The 19,665-nt window shown below is 67.4% G+C and carries 16 protein-coding genes; 10 read left to right on the plus strand and 6 right to left on the minus strand.

Features of this window, described 5'->3' with window-relative positions; all coding sequences use genetic code 11:
* Positions 1-10: 10 nt before the first annotated feature.
* From F0415_RS00405 to F0415_RS00430, 6 genes are all read left to right on the plus strand, one after another.
* Positions 11-637 (plus strand): TetR/AcrR family transcriptional regulator, encoded by a 627-nt coding sequence (locus tag F0415_RS00405; RefSeq protein ID WP_149859220.1) that lies wholly within the window; start codon positions 11-13, stop codon positions 635-637.
* Positions 638-736: 99 nt separating this feature from the next.
* Positions 737-862: a type B 50S ribosomal protein L36 gene (ykgO, locus tag F0415_RS00410; protein ID WP_005913193.1), complete on the plus strand. Its 126-nt coding sequence runs from the start codon at positions 737-739 to the stop codon at positions 860-862.
* Between the two features lie 161 nt (positions 863-1,023).
* Positions 1,024-1,356: a hypothetical protein gene (locus tag F0415_RS00415; protein ID WP_149859221.1), complete on the plus strand. Its 333-nt coding sequence runs from the start codon at positions 1,024-1,026 to the stop codon at positions 1,354-1,356.
* A gap of 7 nt (positions 1,357-1,363) precedes the next feature.
* A complete protein-coding gene (locus F0415_RS00420; protein WP_149859222.1) occupies positions 1,364-2,395 on the plus strand; it encodes an agmatine deiminase family protein in 1,032 nt (343 codons plus the stop codon).
* Positions 2,392-3,279: a carbon-nitrogen hydrolase gene (locus F0415_RS00425; protein WP_149859223.1), complete on the plus strand. Its 888-nt coding sequence runs from the start codon at positions 2,392-2,394 to the stop codon at positions 3,277-3,279. The genes F0415_RS00420 and F0415_RS00425 overlap by 4 nt, the downstream gene beginning before the upstream one ends.
* Positions 3,276-4,487, plus strand: coding sequence for a TraB/GumN family protein (locus tag F0415_RS00430; RefSeq protein WP_425457794.1), 1,212 nt, complete (start codon positions 3,276-3,278; stop codon positions 4,485-4,487). Before F0415_RS00425 ends, F0415_RS00430 begins: the two co-directional genes overlap by 4 nt.
* A 6-nt stretch (positions 4,488-4,493) precedes the next feature.
* On the opposite strand, the gene F0415_RS00435 is transcribed toward F0415_RS00430, so the two are convergent.
* From F0415_RS00435 to F0415_RS00445, 3 genes are read right to left on the minus strand one after another with little or no spacing between them, the layout of a single operon-like run.
* Positions 4,494-7,619, minus strand: a complete 3,126-nt coding sequence (locus tag F0415_RS00435) for an efflux RND transporter permease subunit (RefSeq protein WP_149859225.1) — start codon at positions 7,617-7,619, stop codon at positions 4,494-4,496.
* Positions 7,616-11,038 (minus strand): efflux RND transporter permease subunit, encoded by a 3,423-nt coding sequence (locus F0415_RS00440; RefSeq protein ID WP_149859226.1) that lies wholly within the window; start codon positions 11,036-11,038, stop codon positions 7,616-7,618. The genes F0415_RS00435 and F0415_RS00440 overlap by 4 nt, the downstream gene beginning before the upstream one ends.
* Positions 11,039-11,040: 2 nt before the next feature.
* Complete coding sequence (locus tag F0415_RS00445; RefSeq protein ID WP_149859227.1) at positions 11,041-12,189, minus strand: efflux RND transporter periplasmic adaptor subunit; 1,149 nt, start codon at positions 12,187-12,189, stop codon at positions 11,041-11,043.
* Positions 12,190-12,448: 259 nt separating this feature from the next.
* Between F0415_RS00445 and F0415_RS00450 the strand changes: the two genes are divergently transcribed.
* On the plus strand, positions 12,449-12,739 hold the full coding sequence (locus F0415_RS00450; RefSeq protein ID WP_188310256.1) for a c-type cytochrome: 291 nt from the start codon (positions 12,449-12,451) through the stop codon (positions 12,737-12,739).
* A gap of 12 nt (positions 12,740-12,751) precedes the next feature.
* Positions 12,752-13,102, plus strand: coding sequence for a c-type cytochrome (locus F0415_RS00455; protein ID WP_149859229.1), 351 nt, complete (start codon positions 12,752-12,754; stop codon positions 13,100-13,102).
* Between the two features lie 65 nt (positions 13,103-13,167).
* Here F0415_RS00455 and F0415_RS00460 read toward each other — a convergent pair whose 3' ends face one another.
* Together F0415_RS00460 and F0415_RS00465 are read right to left on the minus strand one after the other, a co-directional pair.
* Positions 13,168-13,989: a hypothetical protein gene (locus tag F0415_RS00460; protein ID WP_149859230.1), complete on the minus strand. Its 822-nt coding sequence runs from the start codon at positions 13,987-13,989 to the stop codon at positions 13,168-13,170.
* A gap of 179 nt (positions 13,990-14,168) precedes the next feature.
* Positions 14,169-14,756 carry an NfuA family Fe-S biogenesis protein gene (locus F0415_RS00465; RefSeq protein WP_149859231.1) on the minus strand — a complete coding sequence of 196 codons (588 nt, stop codon included), beginning with the start codon at positions 14,754-14,756 and terminating at the stop codon, positions 14,169-14,171.
* A 57-nt stretch (positions 14,757-14,813) separates the two neighbouring features.
* On the opposite strand from F0415_RS00465, the gene F0415_RS00470 reads away from it, so the two are divergent.
* On the plus strand, positions 14,814-15,155 hold the full coding sequence (locus F0415_RS00470) for a 4a-hydroxytetrahydrobiopterin dehydratase (protein WP_149859232.1): 342 nt from the start codon (positions 14,814-14,816) through the stop codon (positions 15,153-15,155).
* A gap of 10 nt (positions 15,156-15,165) precedes the next feature.
* Here F0415_RS00470 and F0415_RS00475 read toward each other — a convergent pair whose 3' ends face one another.
* The gene (locus F0415_RS00475; RefSeq protein WP_149859233.1) at positions 15,166-16,125 is read right to left on the minus strand and encodes an RluA family pseudouridine synthase; all 960 of its coding nucleotides are present in this window, start codon (positions 16,123-16,125) and stop codon (positions 15,166-15,168) included.
* Between the two features lie 364 nt (positions 16,126-16,489).
* Here F0415_RS00475 and rne point away from each other — a divergent pair, with 364 nt between their 5' ends.
* Positions 16,490-19,606 carry a ribonuclease E gene (gene rne, locus F0415_RS00480; RefSeq protein ID WP_149859234.1) on the plus strand — a complete coding sequence of 1,039 codons (3,117 nt, stop codon included), beginning with the start codon at positions 16,490-16,492 and terminating at the stop codon, positions 19,604-19,606.
* The last annotated feature ends 59 nt before the right edge of the window (positions 19,607-19,665 follow it).

A 19,665-nucleotide genomic window follows, 5' to 3' on the forward strand; every position in this document is an offset into this window, starting at 1 on the left:
GACGCCAGCGATGGCCCGGCAGACCCGCCAGCGCATCCTCGATGCCGCACTGGCCATGTTCAATGAACAGGGCGAGCCAAATGTCACCACCAACCATATCGCCGACGAGTTGGACATCAGCCCGGGCAACCTTTACTACCATTTCCGCAACAAGGACGACATCATCGAGCAACTGTTCCAGCGCTATGAAGAGCGCATGGATGCAGCCCTCGCCGCGCCGGAGGGTCGGCTTCGCGACCTGGAGGACATCTGGCTGCAGTTGCACCTGGTGTTCGAGTGCATCTGGGAGTACCGGTTCCTGTACCGGGACATCGTCGAAATACTGAGCCGCAACCGGCGTCTTCGCCTGCGTTTTGGCCGGATACTCAAGCGGGCCGCGGACAACGCCCAGACCAGCATGCGCGGCCTGGTCCAGGCCGGAGTGATGCGGGCCTCGGCCGCCGAGGTCGAAGCCACCGCCACCAACATCCTGGTGGTCGCCACCTTCTGGCTGAACTATGCCAGCGTCCGCGGCGACCGGGACGAGCACGAGGCCATCCGCCAGGGCATCGTCCAGGTGATGATGCTGCTCTCGCCGCTGCTGCGGGACGCCGAACGGGTGCATCTGAACACCCTGACCCGGGCCTACACGCCCTGAACCGCCCCCCTGGCGGAGGCCCAAGAGTCTGTATTGCAAGCGGTTTTCGAGGCAGCTATAATCCCGCGTCTTTAACCGCCCTGCCACCAAGGATCCGCCATGAAAGTGCTCTCGTCCCTGAAGTCGGCGAAGACCCGCCATCGCGACTGCAAGGTCGTGCGCCGCCGCGGCAAGGTCTTCGTGATCTGCAAGTCCAACCCCCGCTTCAAGGCCCGCCAGCGCTGAGCGCCGGCTGCCCAGGAGCTTACGGGACGCCGGCGTCAGCCGGCGTTTCCTTTTCTGCCGGGCACGGCGCCCCGACACGGCAAGCGCCGATGGCGGGTCCGGGCGGCTTCTGCCATCATCCCGGTCCGGAACGTCAACCCGACCAGACCGCGGAGGTGGACATGAAGGCCTTGACCGTATCCCTCGCCCTGGCGGCCGGCCTGCTTCTGCAGGCACCCGCCGCCGCCGACACCCTGCTGATCGAGCGCGTCCAGGCCGCACAGGGCAAGACCCTGCCGGCCCGGGGCCAGAGCATGGCCCAGGTCGAAAAGGCCTTCGGCGCGCCGCAGCAGAAGTTTCCGCCGGTGGCCGGCCCCGGCGACCATCGGCACAACCCGCCGATCACCCGCTGGGTCTACCCGGAGTTCACGGTGTACTTCGAGCACAACCATGTGGTGAACGCGGTGCTCAACAAGGCCCACCAGGCCGAAATCGGACCCAAGCCGATCGAGTAAGTCCGCGATGACGGCACCCCTGCGTTTCCCGGCGGAGTGGGAACCCCAGTCCGCCGTCCTCCTCGCTTGGCCGCATGAAGGCACTGACTGGGCGCCCCGGTTGGCCCGAGTGGAGAGGACCTATGTCGCCCTGGTCTCGGCCATCACCCGCTTCCAGCCCGCCCTGGTCTGCGTCGCCGACGCCGCCCTGCGCAAACATGCCCGCGGGGTCCTTGCCACTGCCGGTGTGGATATGCAGCGGGTCCGCTTCTTTGAAGTGGAGTACGACGACACCTGGCTGCGCGATTCCGGACCGATCACCCTGCGCGAAGGCGCCGGCTTCCGGCTGATGGACTTCCGGTTCACGGCCTGGGGGGGCAAGTTCCAGGCCGGCCGGGACGACCGGCTGGTGGCCCGGCTCAGGGAGTCCGGTCTGCTGGTGGCGGCCGCCTATCGGCGCGTCGAGTTCGCTCTGGAAGGCGGCGCCATCGAAACGGACGGCGCCGGCACTCTGCTGAGCACCTGGCGCTGCCTGCACGAACGCCATCCGGACCAGTCCCGGAACGAGCTCGCCCAGGTGCTCGCCGACAGCCTGGCCCAGTCCCGGGTGCTCTGGCTCGAGCACGGGTATCTCGAAGGCGACGACACCGATGCCCACATCGACACCCTGGCCCGGTTCGCCCCGGACGACGGCATCGTCTTCCAGGCCTGCGGCGATCCGGCCGACAGCCACTACCACGAACTGACCGCCATGGCCGGCGAGATCGCCGCCCTGCGAACCGCCGACAGTCGGCCCTACCGGCTGTTCCCACTACCCTGGCCGCGGCCGATCCTCGACGAGGGCCGACGCCTGGCCGCTTCCTACGCCAACTTCCTCATCGTCAACGGCGCCGTGCTGATGCCGGCCTACGACGATCCCGCGGATGCGGAAGCCGCCGCCGTACTGGCCCGCGCCTTCCCCGGCCGCGAGATCGTCCCGGTGGATTGCCGCCCGCTGATCTGGCAGAACGGCAGCCTGCACTGCGTCACCATGCAACTTCCCGAAGGCCTGCTGGCATGAGCAAGCGAACTCTTACCGTTGCCCTGGTACAGGACCGCGACCACGGAAGCGTGGACGCAAACCTGGCCAGCATCGAAACCCGCGTCGCCGAAGCCGCTGCCCGCGGCGCGGAACTGGTGCTGCTGCAGGAACTGCACAACGGCGCCTACTTCTGCCAGCACGAATCCACGGCGGAGTTCGACCGGGCCGAGCCCATTCCCGGCCCGAGTACCGACCGCCTGGGCGCCCTGGCGAAGAAGCATGCCCTGGTCATCGTCGGCTCGCTGTTCGAACGTCGCGCCGCCGGCCTGTATCACAACACTGCGGTAGTGCTGGACCGGGACGGCCGCCTGGCCGGCAAATACCGCAAGATGCACATTCCCGACGACCCGGGCTTCTACGAGAAGTTCTACTTCACGCCGGGCGATCTGGGTTTCGAGCCGATCGACACCAGTGTCGGCCGGCTCGGGGTGCTGGTCTGCTGGGACCAGTGGTACCCCGAAGCGGCCCGCCTGATGGCTCTTGCCGGGGCGGAGCTGCTGCTCTATCCGACCGCCATCGGCTGGGATCCGGACGACGCGGTCGAGGAACGCACCCGCCAGCGCGAGGCATGGATGTTCAGCCATCGCGGCCACGCCGTGGCCAATGGTCTGCCGGTGCTGAGCTGCAACCGGATCGGTCACGAACCCTCGCCGCTGGGCACGTCCGGTATCCGTTTCTGGGGCAGCAGTCATGTCCTTGGCCCGCAGGGCGAGCTGCTGGCCGAGGCCGGCACGGATGATCCGGATGTACTCATCACTGCCGTGGACCTGGGCCGCAGCGAGCAGGTCCGGCGCATATGGCCCTTCCTGCGGGACCGGCGCATAGACGCCTATCAGGATCTGCTGAAGCGGTACCGGGATTGAACGCGTTGTCTGACAGCCGGACCGGCCTGGACGGCCAGCCGTACCGGATCGTCGAACGCGACGGCGTGCGCTATACCTTGCTAGGTACGGCCCACGTGTCGCGCGCGAGCGTCGTCGCGGTCGAGACCGCAATCGCCAGTGGCCGCTACGACACTATCGCGGTCGAGCTCGATGCCCAGAGACACCGCGCGCTGACCGACCCCGACGCGCTGGCGGGGCTGGACCTGTTCCAGATCATCCGTGAGGGCAAGACCGGCCTGGTGGCCGCCAACTTGGCCCTCGCCGCCTACCAGCGCCGGCTGGCCGAACACCTGGGCGTGGAGCCTGGCGCCGAATTGAAGGCGGCTGCCGTCGGCGCTGCCGAGCGCGGGCTGCGGCTGGCCCTGGTGGATCGCGATGTCGGCATCACCCTGCGCCGCGCCTTCAGTCGGCTGGGCTGGTGGCGTCGGGCGAAGTTGCTTGCCGGTCTCGCCGCAGGCCTGTTCGCCGATCATGAGGTCGAGGCGGACGAAATTGAAAGGCTCAAGCAGGGCGACGTGCTGGAAGCAAGCTTCAGCGAGTTCGCCCAGGGTACGCCGGAGGTCTACGAGGCAGTGATAGCCGAGCGCGACCGTTACATGGCGGCCAGCCTGCGCCAGATCGGCACCGAGGGGTGCCGGGAAGTATTGGTGGTGGTGGGAGCCGGCCACCTGGCGGGATTGACCAGTCACCTGGCCGAAGATCATGGCGAACCAGCCGCGCAACTGTCCGAGCTCGAAGCCCTGCCGCCTCGCAGCAACTTCCCTTGGTTTACGGTGCTCCTGGCCGTGTTCCTGCTGGGCGGCTTCGCCTGGGGCGCCTGGCAGGGTGGATTGCAGTTTGGCGGCGAGCTGCTGTTGCAATGGGCCCTGATCACCGCCGTCGGTGGCGCCCTGGGCTGCCTGGCCGCCGGCGGTCACCCCCTGAGCATCCTGGCCGCCTTCGTCGCCTCGCCATTGACACCCTTGCACCCTGCCCTCGCCTCCGGCACGGTCAGCGCGCTGGTCGAGGCATGGGTGCGCAAACCGACCTATGCCGACTTTCTGCGACTGCGCGAGGATACCGGCCACTTGTCGGGTTGGTGGCGCAACCGGGTTGCACGTGTCCTGCTGAACTTCTTCCTCACCAGCCTGGGCACCGGCATCGCCGTCTGGCTCGCCGGTGCCCATCTGGTCGGCCGCCTGGCCTGAATACGGTCAGCCCCCGCTGCCCGCGCCTCGGGCGAACAGTGCCCGGGCGCGTGCCCTGGCCAGCAGCGCTCCGGTCCAGCTGCGCAGATCGTCCATCAATGCGTAGATGGTAGGCAGGAACAACAGGCTGACCAGGGTCGAGAACACCAGGCCTCCGGCGATGGCGCGGGCCATCGGGTAGTAGGCGGGGCCATCCCCACCGAGCTGGGTTCCGGCGATGCACAGCGGCAGCATCGCCAGCACGGTGGTGCAGGTGGTCATGAGGATCGGCCGCAGGCGTTCCTTGCAGCCATGGACCAGTGCGTCCGTGCGCGCCATGCCGGCACGGCGGAAGCCGTTGATGTGTTCGAACAGCACGATGCCGTTGTTCACGACAACGCCCATCAGCACCAGGCAACCGATGAACGCCATGATGGTGAACGTGGTGCCGGTGAAGGCGAACAACCAGAATACGCCCAGGGCGGAAAAAAAGATCGAGCTAATGATCGCCGACGGAAACAGCATGGATTCGAACAGCGCCGCCATCACCAGGTAGACCATCACCATTGCCAGCAGCAGGTTGAACACCATCTGCTTACCGGCATCGTCGTCCTGCTGGAACGAGCCGCCAAAACTCCAGCGATAGCCCGACGGGAAGTTTGCCGTCTGCAGGATTGCCTCGATCGCCTTGCGGGCGTCTGGCAGGGTCACATCCTTGGCCAGGTTGGCTTGCAGCACGAGCGACGTCTGGCGGTTCTCGCGACGGATCTGGGTGGCGCCGCGACGCACCTGGACGTCAACGACCGACAGCAGTGGCACACTGGTTCCATCGGACCGCCGCAGCGTGAGCGCCGCCATATCCTCCATCCGGAACTCCTCGGACCCGTCGAACCGGACCCACACCGGCACCTCGCTCTGCCCCTGCCGGAACTCCCGTAGCGGGGTGCCGCGCAGGGCGATTCCCACGTAAGTGGCCACCTCCTGGGCGCTGAAGCCGAGCGCGGCGGCGCGTTCCCGGTCCACGCTTACCTGCACCTCGGCATTCTCGTCGCCGATGTCCACCCGCACGTCGCGCAGCTCCGGCCTGCTCGACAACATCGGGATCAGGTTCTCCGCAATCTCCTGCAGCGTTTCCGTCGAGTCTCCGTTGAGGTAAACCCGGATCCCTTCGTCGCCGCCGTCGCGGTTGCCCCCGCCCTGGAAACCGATGTCGGCCCGGGCGGTACGCGGGATGTCCTTGCGCAGCATCTCCTGAACTTCCTCCGAAGAAAGCAGCCCGGGCTCGGTCTTGCGCAGCAGCAGCTTGTCCCAAAGACTTGGGTTGGGATCACGCAGGGTCACCTGGATACCAGCCCATCCCCGTTCGCTGAACCAGGAGTAGACCTGCTTGATCTGATACTTGTCCCGGTTGGCGTGCAGGAAGTTCTCGACTCTGAGCACCTCGTCGGATATCTGTTCGAGGCTGTAGGCGCCTTTCCAGTCAAAGTACATCTCCAGACGCCGCCCGACCTCGTTGCGGAAAAAGTCCATCTGGGTCCTGGTCATCGGTACGATGCTGACCAGAACCACCAGCATCATTGCCAGCAATGCCTTGCCACGATTATCAAGGCTCCATCGCAGCAGACGTGCATAGCGCCGGGTCAGCGCGGGCACGAAACCATGCTCGGCAGTCACTGCCGGCGGCGTCCTCAGCCGCGCGGAAATCATCGGGATCAGACTGACTGCCACCAGCCACGACGCCAGCAGCGCGATGGTGATGGTGATAGCTACCTGGCCAAGGTAGATGCTAAGGAAGTTCCGTTCGCCGAACAGGTTTGGAGCGAACACGATGATGCTGGTCAGGGTGCCGGCGCTTATCGCCACCTGCACCCCCCGGGTGCCTTCGATGGCGCAACGCACAGGATTGCCAGGGTATTTCTCGCGGTACTGGTAGATGCTCTCCACCACCACCACGGCATTGTCCACCAGCATTCCGATGCCGATCAGCATGCCCATCATGGACAGGATGTTGAGGCTCATACCGAAGAAGTACATGGCCCCCAAGGTCATCACGATGCAGATCGGAATGGCCAGAGTGACCATCAAGGTGGACGGCCAGTGCCTGAGAAAGTAGAACAGCACCATCAGCGATAGCAGAGACCCGACCAGACCCGCCTCCACCAGCTCCCTTATCGACCCGGTCACGCCGTCGGCCTGGTCGTCGATGACGTTGAGCTGGACGTCCCGGAACTCCGGCTCGGCATTGATGCGCCGGAGCTCGGCCATGACCTCGCGGGAAACCTCCACGAGATTTGCGTTGCGCTCCCGGAAGATGTCTATGCCCACGGCCGGACGGCCATCCAGCCTGCGTCCATAATCCACGCTCTGGCCCTTGAGCCTGACCACGGCGATGTCGGAGAGACGCAGGCCTTCGCGGGTCAGCACCAACCCGCGCAGCTCGTCCAGGCTGCCAAGTTCGCCCACCGGCTGCACGCGAAGCCGCTGCCTTCCCTCGTCGATCTCGCCGGCTGACACGGAGAAGTTCACCGATCGGAGGCGTTCGGCCAGCTCGTTCAGGCCAAGCCCGTGTGCGGAAAGGCGATCCGGGTCTATTGCGATTTCGACTTCCGGTGGCGCCGCACCCGAGATGTCCACCCGGGCGACACCTGACAGGCGTTCGATGCGCCGCTTGAACTGTTCGTCGATCAGGGCGTATTCGTTGCGGAAGTCCCGATCGCCGGCAAAACGCACCCGAAGCACCGGCTGATCCGCCGGCGAGAACTTCAGCACGTGATAGCGCTGCAGGTCGTCCGGCAGCTCGTTGCGGATGGCGTCCAGCCGGTCCCTCGCCTCGCTGGCGGTAACTTCGATGTCGCGATCCCAGTCCGAGAACTCGATGAAGATGTTCGCGCCATCCGGTCGGCTGGTGGAGCCCATGCGACGGATGCCGGACAGGGTTGCCAGCGCCTCCTCTGCCGGCCTGGTGATAGTGCGCTCGACTTCCTCGGGAGTCGAGCCCGGATAGGGAATGTCCACCATCACGAACGGAACGTTGACGTCCGGGAACATCTCCAGGGGCAGCCTGAACGCCGCAATCAGTCCAATGACGACCAGCGAGACGTAGAACATCACTGCCGTGACCGGACGACGCAGGCTAAGCTCGGCCGGACTCACGGCACGTCCTCCACCGGCTGGTTGCGCAGCCGCAGCAATGCCCGGGCACGCTCCCGACGCTCACGGAAAACCGCGTCGCTGCTGCGGTCCAATATTTGGTAGACGACCGGAATAACCACCAGAGTCAGCAGCGTCGATACCGCCAACCCGCCGATCACTGTGATCGCCATCGGTGCCCTGACCTCGGCTCCTTCGCCACCGAAGAAGGCCAGCGGCGCGAAACCGAACAGGGTGGTGGCGGTGGTCATGATGATCGGCCGCAGGCGGGAATAGGCGCCGTCCAGCAACGCTTCACGCTTGGGCACGCCTTCCTCGCGCAGCTGATTGACCTTGTCTATCAGGATGATGGCGTTCTTGACGACGATACCAACCAACAGGATCAGGCCGATGAAAACGACCACCGAAATCGGCGAGCCCTTCAGCCAGAGCGCAAGCACCGCGCCGACGATGGCAAGCGGGATCGTGAACATGATCACGAACGGGTGCAGCAGCGATTCGAACTGCGAGGCCATCACCAGGTAAACCAGGAACACCGCCAGCCCGAACGCAAAAAGCAATGACCTGATGGACGCGTCCAGCTCCTCGCCCTGCCCGCCGATATGCATGCGGATGTCGGCACCGAGCGGATTCTCCGCCACCATCGCCCGAACGCGCTGAACCGCGGTGCCGAGATCGAGATCGCGCAGGTTTGCCGACATCACCGCGACCCGCACCTGGTCCACGCGGTGGATCTCGCTGGGACCGGTGGTGGCGACTACATCGGCCACCGCCGCCAGCGTCACCGGCCGGTCGCTGGCGGGATTGACGATGATCCGGCGAATGTCCTCCACGGAGGCGCGGTCCTGCTCCCTGGCCCGCACCAGTACGTCAATCTTGCGGTCGCGAAAACTGTAACGGGTGGCCACCTCGCCTCGAACCTTGCGCACCACCTGGTCGGCGATCTCGCGCGTGGTCAGCCCGAGCTGAGCCGCCCGTTCCTGGTCAAACCGGATCTGTATCTCCGGAAAGCCCTGCTCCACCGTGGACTTGACGTCGGCAAAGCCCGGGTCCGATTCGAGCATCGCCGCCAGTTGCCTGCCGGCGCGCTCGAGCGAGGCCAGATCGTGGCCGCGCAACTCGATCTCCAGCGGCGTGGAGAAGCTGAACACCTGCGGCCGTCCGAACTTCACCTGGACATCCGGATACGAAGCCATGGTCTCACGCATGCGTTCGGTCTGACGCGCCTCCGCGCTCGGGCCGAAGCCCTGGCCCATCACGACCGTCAGTTTGGCGATGTTCTCTCCGGACTCGGTCGGGTTGGCATCCAGCCGGGTACCGGTGCCGCTGACGCCATAAAGCGCCTGAACGCCGTCGTCCTTGCCGTGGGCCTGCTGGATCGCCTTGACCAGCGCATCTGTCTCGCGCAACTGCGTACCCGGTGGCAGCTTGGCCGTCATCTCGAACCGGTCCTGGGCGAATTGGGGAATCAGGTCGGTACCGAGACTGCGGGCCATCAGCAGCGCCAGAACGAATGCCAAGGCTGCGAAGACCAGGACCGGCAAAGGACGGTCCAGGGCCTTCGGCAGCAGGCGACGGTAGGCACTCTCGGCCCAGTCATAGGGCTTCAGCACTACCCGGCCGACCGCCCGCAGCGCCGTACCGATCACCAACGAAAGGCCGCGGCCGTTGCTGGCCAACAGCCAACCGAAGGCCATCACCAGCCAGGGCAGCAGGAAGGCGAAAGGCAGCACCAGCAACACGACCGCGAGACAGAACAACCAGATCGGCAGCAGTGCGACTGCGGCCAGCGACGTCAGAACCCCTTTGGGCAGGCTCCGCGCGAACGCCGCCCGGACCCGGCGCAACGGCAACCTAAGCAAATCCGCCCACAACGCCACCACCTCGCGCCAGATCGGCCGGCCAGTGTCCGTTTCGGGATCGAACGCCATCGGCGCCCGCGCCTTCATCGAGGAAAGCATCGGAATCAGTGTCAGCGATACGGCCAGGGAGATCACCAGGGCAATCGCCACGGTAAGGGCCTGGTCCTTGAACAGCTGGCCCGCGACCCCCTCGACGAACACCAGCGGCAGAAACACCGCGACCGTAGTCAAGGTAGACGCCGTGACCGCCATGGCCACTTCCCTGGTGCCGGTCACCGCCGCCTCCAGGATGCCCAGTCCGCGCTCGCGCGCTTTGGCGATGCTCTCGAGCACGACGATCGAATCGTCCACCACCATGCCCGTGGCCAACGCCAGGCCGGCCAGCGACATCACGTTCAGGTCGAGACCGAACTGCGCCATGAAGAAGAAGGTGGCGATGATGGAAACCGGCAGCGAAAGGCCGATGACCAAGGTGCTCCAGCCGTCGCGCAGGAAGAAGAAGATCAGCAGGATCGCGAACAGACCGCCCATCACCGCCTCATGCCGCACCTCTGCCAGGGCGGCCTTGATGAAGATGGACTGGTCCTCGATGGTGGTCAGCGCCGAACCGGGCGGCAGGTCGGCACGCAGCCGCTCCAGCGCCGCCTTCACCGCCTCCGCAACCGCCACCGTATTGGCGTCGCCCTCCTTGTATACCGCCAGCTCCACCGCTTCGCGCCCGCCCAGGCGGATGATCGCCTCGCGCTCCTTGTAGCCCTGCTGGACGGTCGCCACGTCGCGCAGATGGATCGGAACGCCGTCCACATTGGCCACAAGCAGCGCACGCATCTGCTCCAGGTCGGTGAACTGGTTGACCGTACGCACCAGGTAGCGCTGCGAACCTTCCTCAATGCGGCCGCCGGAGACATTGACGTTCTCCAGCCGAAGGCGATCGATCACCGCACCCACCGACAGATTCAGCTGCGCCAGCTTGCCCTGGTCGATGAGTACCTGAACCTCGTCCTCGAGGCCGCCCGCCACCTTGACTGCGGCCACGCCCGCCACCGGCTCCAGCCGCTTCTTCAGCTCGTCCTCGGCATACCGGCGCAGCCGCATCAGCTCGGCTTCCTCGCTGCCGCTCAGCTCGCCGGTGCCGGCCAGGACAAGACGCATGATCGGCTCGGTAGATGGGTTGAAGCGCAGCAGTACCGGTTGCTCCGCCTCGAGCGGCAGATTCAGGACTTCGAGCTTGTCGCGCACCTCCAGACTGGCCTGGTCCATGTCCGTGCCCCAGGCGAATTCCAGTACGACGTCGCTCTGGCCGGTGCGCGATACGGAACGGAGCTTGCGCAGGTTCTTTACCACGCCGACCGCTTCCTCGACGGGCTCGCTGATCAGCGTCTCGATCTCGGCCGGGGCGGCGCCGGTGTACTCGGTCCGCACCGTCAGCGTCGGGTAACTCAAGTCCGGCAGCAGATTGACCTTCAACCCGAAGGCGGCAATCAGGCCGAACAGCACCAGCGTGACCGTGGCCATCGCCACCGTCACGCGGCGGCGGGTCGAGAACTCGACGATGCCCATGGTCAGTACGCCTGGGCGACGGCCTGGGCGCCGCCGTCGGACTCGGCGGCGCCATCGGCATTGATCACTTCGACCGTCGAGCCGTCGCGAATGGCAACCTTGCCGGCGGTGACCACCGCATCGCCTTCGCTGAGCCCGGCACGAACCTCAGCGAACTCGCCGTTGACGTAGCCCAACTGCACCGGCACCCGCACTGCCTTCTCCTCGCGCACGACAAACACGGCCGGCTCGCCTTCGTTTTCGAGCAAGGCCACCCGCGGCATGGTCAGCGCATCGTCGCGCTCGTCGTACACCACCTCGATACGACCGAACATGCCCGGCCGCAGGGTATCGCCGCCGGCGAAAGCCGCTACCACGCGGAACGTGCCGCTACCGGCGTCCACCACCGGGCTGACCCGATCCACCCGCCCGTCGAATATCCGACCGGGGATGGCGTCCACTCTCATGCGCAGGGGCAGGCCCGGCTTGAGCGTGGCCATCTCGCGCTCGGGCACGTTCAGCACTGCCTCCAGGCGTGTGTTGTCCACGATGCGGAACACGGGCGCGTTCAGCGGAACCAGATTGCCTGCCTTGACCATGCGCTGCGCCACCACGCCGTCAAAGGGCGCGACGATGTCGGTGTAGGACAGCTCCAGGCGCGCCAACTCGTAGCTGGCGCGGGCGGACTCCAGGTCGAAACGGATCTGCTCCACCGATTCGGCACTGACCAGGCGGGAAGCGAGCAGCTCCTGGGCGCGACGGTAATTGTTCTCCAGCTTGCGTACCGTGGCCCTTGCACGCTCCATCTCGAGCCGCGGCTTCTCCGGGTCGATCCTGGCCAGCACCTGGCCGGCGCGGACCACGTCGCCCTCCTCGGCGAGTATCTGCAACACCACGCCGGAGGTCTTGGCGACCACCTGTGCCTCGGCGGGCGCCTCGAGGTTGGCAGTACCGGTGTAGCTGGCGGAGATCGGCCGGCGGGTGACCCGGGCGACCTCGACCGGAACTGCAGGGGCCTCATCCTTTCCGGTCTCGCCGGCCTTGGCACCGCTGGCGTCGGCGGCCTGCGCATCAGGCGCGGAACCACCGCCGCAGCCCGCCAGGACCAGGCTTGCCGCGAGGGCCAGGACGGCCAAGGCATGAAGTGGGGAAGGAGCGCTGGAAGTCTTCATTGTCGCGGGCTCTGGCGGTGGTGTTTTAGTTGAATAGAACAGTACATGGGTCTGGCCGGGGGCACATATGCCGGAAGTACGGATGACCTCCGGGGCCGAGACGTCGCGGCCGCCCGGCACCCGGCGTCCCGACGCAACCCCCTGTCTGGGCTCGGATGCTGCGGCTATACTTCGGGTTTACGCCCGTCCGACCCATTCTCGAGCCGGAATCCACCTGATGAAGCGAATCCTGTTGCCTGCCGCCGGCCTGGCCCTTGCCATGGCCGTCCTGCCCGTTCATGCCAAGGGCGACCCCGAGAAGGGCAAGGCCCTGTTCTATACCTGCACCGGCTGCCACGGCATCGCCGACTACAAGAACGCCTACCCCAGCTACCGGGTTCCCAAGGTCGGCGGCCAGAATGAGCAGTACCTGATCGCCGCACTGACCGCCTACCGCAACGGCGATCGCAAGCATCCGACCATGAAGGCCCAGGCGGAAAGCTTCTCCGACCAGGAAATTGCCGACATCGCTGCCTACCTGGCCAGCCTGAAGCCGGCCACGAGCAACTGAGGGCCCGACGACATGAGCATTCGCACCGTTTCCGCCCTGGCCCTGCTTGCCCTGACCCTGCCCGCCTTCGCGACCGTCCCGGCCGGCAACCCGGTGGCCGGTCAGGAAAAGTCCAAGACCTGTGCCTCCTGCCACGGCCCGACCGGCAACGAGAGCCTGGACGGCACCTACCCCAAGCTGGCCGGCCAGCATGCCGATTACCTGGTCAAGGCCCTGCGCGACTACCGCTCCGGCGAGCGCAACAATCCGATCATGGCCGGCTTCGCGGGTGGCCTGAGCGATCAGGACATCGATGACCTCGCCGCGTTCTACGCCAGCCAGCCCGGCGACCTGCACGATCTGAGCAAGGTCGGACAGCGCTGACGCCGACCTCGAAGGAACGATGACGGAAGGGGCCCTCAGGGCCCCTTCTTTCTTGCCTGCACCCCTCAGTCCGCGGGCGGGGGCATGCGCGAAGGGCTGGCCAGTGGCTTGCGGCAGGTACCGTCGTAGATCGCCCGCAGGCGCCGCCAACGCTCCTGGCTGCCGGCTTGCACGATCTGTTCCCAGAGCAGATCGCATTGCCGGTCCTGTTCGGGGGTCAGCACATTGGGGTCGGGGTAGCGGTAGCCCTCGTCGTGCTTGACCACGCCACATGCGCCCGCCACTGCCAGCAGCGAGGCCTTGCAGACGATGGAGGTTCCGGGGCTGCCCGGTACCGGGATCCTGACCTCGCCCGTGGTCGCTTCCACGGCGGCCTCGAGCAGGTCCGTCAACAGGTCCTTGTCGTGCGGTCGCCAGTACCGCTCGAACTCGGTTTCCCGGTATTCGATGGCGGGCGGGCGCTCCAGGAAGGCTCCGGCCTCGACCACGCCTGCCAACTTCCAGGGGAACTCCCGGTCGGCCGATTCCACCTCCGCCAGCTGGTCCTTGACCTCGTCGGGCAGGTGTAGGGAGCCATCGGCTTCGAACAGGCGGAGGCTTCCGGGCGGCGGCGCTTCGGCGCCCCCTGTGGTCGCCGGCGGTTCTGCCCGGACCTGACGTGGGCGGCGCCCCGCCTTTGGCGCCGGCGATGTGACCGGAACAGGCGCCTGCTTCGTGGGCGGCGGCGGCGAAGGTACCGGCTCGGGACTGACGAACTCGAGAACTGTCACCCGCGCTTGGGCCAGTGACTCGTCCGCGCGACTGCCCAGCACCATCGCGACGATGGCCAGGCCATGACCCAGAGCCAGCAACAGGAACAGCACCACCCGCTGCCTGCGGCCAAGCACGGGCGGCTCCGCCCAGGATCGGCCCGGCCGGCGGCCTTGCCATTCGGAAAGGACCAGCGCTGGGTCCTGCAGCGGTTCTTCCGACCTCACCTGCACCCGATCCCTGGGAAAGACCGCGAGAGCCTAACCAGCGACCCCGATAAGGAAGGGTTAAACCGGCCAGACGCCCCGATCGGCGTTCAGCCCCGGGAAATGTACGGGTCGGTGCCTGAGTCGTGATCGGTGACGTCGCGCACCTCGCGCACCTCCGGCAGGCGCGCGCGCAGTGTCTTCTCGATGCCCTGCTTCAGGGTCACGTCGGCCATGCCGCAGCCGTGGCAACCGCCGCCGAAGCGCAGCCAGACGACCCCGTCGGCATCCACCGCCTCCAGCGAAACACGCCCCCGGTGTGCCGCCAGTTGCGGGTTGATCTCGCTGTCCAGCAGCCAACGCACGCGCTCGACCAGCGAGGCGCCCTCGCCCGGCGCCTGGCCCTTGATGCGCGGTGCCCGGATGGTCAACTGGCCACCGGTGGCGTTCTGCACGAAGTCGATCTCGGCGGCATCCAGGTACGGCACGCTGGGCCCGTCCACGTAGAGGACGAAACCCGCGCACTCCACCGCCCACTCCTGGCCATCCAGGTCAGAGGCTTCGCAGAACTCCAGCCGCGCGTCGGCGGCCGGCGTGCCTGGATTGACGGCGGAGAGGCGGATGCCCACGGCATCGCCGCCCTGCTGCTCGAGCAGGCGGCGGAAATAGCCCTGGGCGCTTTCGGAGATGCTGATCATGGCGCGCATTGTACGGCCGGCGCCTATACTTCGTGGGCTTCCAGGGAGAACGCTGTCATGACCACGATCAATGAACTCGCGCAGCAGCGCTGCCAGCCCCTGAAGGGCCCGGAACACCGCCTGTCCGACGCGCAGCTGCGCGAGGGGCTGGCCGCCCTGCCCGGCTGGGAGGTCATCGGGAACGGTGCCGCCATCGGCAAGACCTTCCGCTTCCCGGACTACCACCGGACCATGGCCTTCGTGAACGCCCTGGCCTGGGTGGCGCACCGGGAAGACCACCACCCCGACCTCGGTGTGCACTACGACCGGGTGGTAGTGCGCTACTCGACCCACGATGTCGGCGGGCCCAGCCGCAACGATCTGATCTGCGCCGCCAAGGCCGAACTGCTGCTGGCCTGAGGCCGACCGCTCAGCCCAGGCGGTCCAGCACCGCCGTCAGCTCGGGCGGCAGCGGCGCGTTGATCAGGTAGGGCCGCTTGCCACCCTCCAGGGCGAACTCGATCGAGGCCGCGTGCAGGAACAGCCGGCGCAGGCCGGCCTGTTCGGCCAGGCGCTTGTTCGCCTCGCGGTCGCCGTACTTGCTGTCGCCGGCCACCGGATGCCCCAGGTGGGCGGCATGTACGCGGATCTGATGCGTACGCCCGGTCTCTATGAGCACTTCGCAGAAGCTATGCCCGCCGCGGCGTTCGAGCACAGTGAAATGGCTGCGCGAGGGCTTGCCGGCCGGATCCACCCGTACCATGCGTTCGCCGCCCTGCAGCACCGACTTGCGCAGCGGCGCGTCCACCGTCGTCCGCCCCTGCGGCAGGCGGCCGACCAGCAGGGCCAGGTAACGTTTGCCAGGCCCGTCCTCGTCGTCGTCGCCGCGCATCAAGGCCTGCAGTTCCAGCAAGGCCGAACGACGCTTGGCCACCAGCAAGACGCCCGACGTATCGCGATCCAGGCGATGCACCAGTTCCAGCCGCTCGCCCGGTCGCAGCGCACGCAGCGCTTCGATGGCACCAACCCGTACGCCGCTGCCGCCATGGGCGGCCAGGCCGCTGGGCTTGTTCAGCGCCAGCAGCCAGCGGTCCTCGAAGAGGATCTGCCCGGCCAGGCTGTCCAGCAGCGCCTTTGGCGGCGGTGCCTGCTCCCCGGCCTCGACCAGGCGCACCGGCGGTATGCGCACTTCGTCGCCGCCCGCCAGCCGGCTGTCGGCCTTGGCCCGCCTGCCGTTGATCCGCACCTGACCACTGCGCACCAGCTTGTAGACCAGGCTGCGCGGCGCACCCTTGAGCTGCAGCAACAGGAAGTTGTCCAGGCGCTGGCCGTCCCGGTCCTCGGGCACCCGAACGAGTCTCACGCCGTTGGAGACATCATTTGCCGCCATGGGGCTTCCGCCTATACAATCGCTTCGCGAGATAACGTCCTGATTTCGCAGGGCTGCAGGCCGAAACCCGCCCCTGGCGAATCCCGAGGAACCGCTACCACACCCCACGGGGGTGACCATGTTAGCCGGTGCCGGAGGCGGACGGATATTGCCGTGGCCCCCGAGGGTCGCGAACACCGGGGCCGCCAGGCGGGTCCCGGGCCCCACCGGACACAGAAAACGTAGCGCTCCCGCGGGTACGCCCGAGGTACCGAAGCGCTGGAAGTTCCTCCCGGGTCCGGGCGCGCCAGGCGCCCCGGACCGGCTGTATCGGGCGCGGACCCCGGCGTTCCTCGCGGTTAGAGCGCGTGAGGAATCCAAGACAATGAAGCGCATGCTGATCAATGCCACGCAGGCCGAAGAACTGCGCGTGGCGATCGTCGATGGCCAGCACCTGTACGACATCGACATCGAGCAGCCCTCGAAGGAACAGAAGAAGTCCAACATCTACAAGGGCCGCATCGTTCGCCTTGAGCCCTCGCTGGAGGCGGCATTCGTCGATTACGGCGGCGACAGGCACGGCTTCCTGCCGCTGAAGGAGATCTCCCGCGACTACTTCGTCCCCGGCGTCGACCCGAACAAGGCCGGGCTGAAGGAGTTCCTGCGCGAAGGCCAGGAGGTGGTGGTCCAGGTCGATAAGGAGGAGCGTGGCAACAAGGGCGCCGCCCTGACCACTTTCATCTCCCTGGCCGGCCGCTACATGGTGCTGATGCCGAACTCGCCCAGCGCCGGCGGCGTCTCCCGCCGGATCGAGGGCGAGGACCGCCAGGCCCTGAAGGAGGCCCTGGACAAGCTGCAGATCCCCGACGACATGGGGGTGATCATCCGCACTGCCGGCGTCGGACGCGACGCCGAGGAGCTGCAGTGGGACCTGGACTACCTGCTGCAGGTCTGGAAGGCGATCACCGACGCGGCCCTGTCCAAGCCCGCCCCTTTCCTGATCTATCAGGAATCGCGGCTGATCGTCCGTGCCCTGCGCGACTACCTGCGCGCCGACATCGGCGAAATCCTCGTCGACACCAAAGAGATGTACGAGGAAGCGCGCGACTTCATGCAGTCGGTGATGCCGCAGAACCTGCGCAAGCTGAAGTTCTACGAGGATCCGACCCCGCTGTTCAACCGTTACCAGATCGAATCGCAGATCGAGGCGGCATACGAGCGCCAGGTGCGCCTGCCCTCCGGCGGCTCGATAGTGGTGGACCAGACCGAGGCCCTGACCGCCATCGACGTCAACTCGGCCCGCGCCACCAAAGGCGGCGACATCGAGGAAACCGCGCTCAACACCAACCTCGAGGCTGCCGATGAGGTGGCCCGGCAAATGCGCCTGCGCGACCTCGGCGGCCTGGTGGTGATCGACTTCATCGACATGGGCTCCGGCAAGCACCAGCGCATGGTCGAGGAACGCCTGCAGCAGGCCCTCAAGCATGACCGGGCCCGCGTGCAGATCGGCCGGATCTCCCGCTTCGGCCTGCTGGAGATGTCGCGCCAGCGCCTGCGCCCCAGCCTGGGCGAGTCCAGCCAGGTCGTCTGCCCGCGCTGCGAGGGCCATGGCCGCATGCGCAGTGTCGAATCGCTGTCACTGTCCATCCTGCGCTTGGCCGAAGAGCACGCCATGAAGGAGAACACCGGCCAGGTGCTGGTGCAGGCGCCGCCGGAGATCGCCAACTTCCTGCTCAACGAGAAGCGCCGCGCCCTGGTCGAGATCGAGACCCGGCACGACGCGCCGGTGGTGGTAGTGGCCGATGATCAGCTCGAGACCCCGCACTTCAACATCACCCGGGTGCGGGAGAACGAGCTGGGCGAGGAAACCGGCAAGCCCAGCTACCAGCGCACCACACCGCGCAAGCTGGCTGTGCATGCGCTGACCCGCGCCCACATCAATGTGCCCGAACTGCCGGCAGTGACCGCCGTGCGCCCGGCCATGCCGGCTCCGGTACGCGAGGAGCCGGAGACGGCATCGGCGCCCGCGGTCGCCGCTCCCGCCCCGGCACCCATGCAGCCACGCGGCTTTTTCGCCCGCCTCAAGGCCCTGTTCCTGGGCGACGAGGCGGTTGCGGCCACGGCAACCTCCGCCCCGGCCCGGACCGAGCGCAATGGTGACGGCAACGGCAGTCGGCGCGACCGCAACCGTCGCGACCGCGGTCGTGGCAGGGGCGGCGCGCAGCAGCCGCAGCAGCCGCAGCAGGCGCAGCAGCAGCGTCAGGGCAAGCCGGAGCGCAGCGAGGAGCCGCGTCGCCAGGACGAAGGGCGACGCCAGGAAGCGCAACTGCGTCGGGAAGAGCAACAGAAGAAGGATGCCGAACGCCGCGAGCAGCAGCGCCTGGAGAACCAGAGGCGCGAGCAGGAGCGCCGCGAGGCCCGGGCCGCCCGCCAGGCCGCCGCTGCCGCCGCCGCGGCGGCCTCCGAGGCAGATGCCGAGGCCGGCATGACCGAAGCCGTGCAGGCCCAGGTAGAGGCTGCGGCTGGCGCCGATCAGGCGACCACCGCAGGCACCGAGGCCGCCGCTGGCGAGGGCGGTGGCCGTCGCCGCCGCGGTCGTCGGGGAGGACGTCGCCGCCGGCGCCAGGCCGCCGCCTCGGGAGCCCCGGAACAGGCCAACGGGACGTCCGCCGAGCAACGGTCGGACGCGGAAGACGAAGAACCGGGCGCAGACGACGACGCCGACAAGATCGCCGCCGGGGCGGTCCGGACGACCGCGCCGGTAGCGTCGGTGGAGTCCGATTTCGACGATATCGAACCGGTGCATGCCGCCGCCCCGTCCGACACCCTCCTGCCGACGCGGCCCGCTCAGGAGGAGCCTACCGGCACCCAGGCGGCCGCTCGGAAGCCGGCTGAGAACGCCCCGGCTGAAGTGACGGCCGCCGCGGCAACGGCGGAACCGAGCGCGGACATGGCAAGCGCGGAAAGCGAGACCGCAGAAATCCCGGCTGCGCGAGAAGCGACTGCAGAGATCCCGACCGGCAGGTCTCCGGTTGCGAACGTGCCGGTCGCGAACGGGCCGGTTGCGGAGGCGCCCACTGCACCGGCGGCCGTGGCTGCGGAAGCGGTCGCGGTGGAAGCGCCGGCTCCGGACGCTGCGCCTGCCGTGGAGATTTCGGCTTCGGAAGCCGAAGCTCCGACTTCAGCGGACGCCGCACCTCCGCGACAACCGGTCCCGGTCCAGCCCGTGCCGGCCCAGCCCGCCCCGGCTCAGCTGGGTCCGATCCAGCCCAGCCTGATCCCTCCCGAGCCGGCCACGCATGCCCCGGAGCAGGCAACTGTCGTCGTGCCGGACCCTGCTTCGGCGCCCCCGCCCGAGGCGGCGTCTGCCGAAGAGGCAGGAGCCGACATCGCCGGCCCCGAACCGGCGGGCACCGCGGTGACGCCTGCAACGCCGGTGGCGCCGGCCCAGTGGGCGCTGGAGGAACCGGATTCCCGGACCGGCAAGACCGGAGGCGCCTGAGCGTCTCCGCCTGACCTCCCAGGACGCAGCGGCTGACGCCGCCGGCGCCCTGGGGCGGG

The sequence above is a fragment of the Arenimonas fontis genome, from assembly GCF_008386465.1.
Taxonomy (GTDB): Bacteria; Pseudomonadota; Gammaproteobacteria; order Xanthomonadales; family Xanthomonadaceae; genus Arenimonas; species Arenimonas fontis.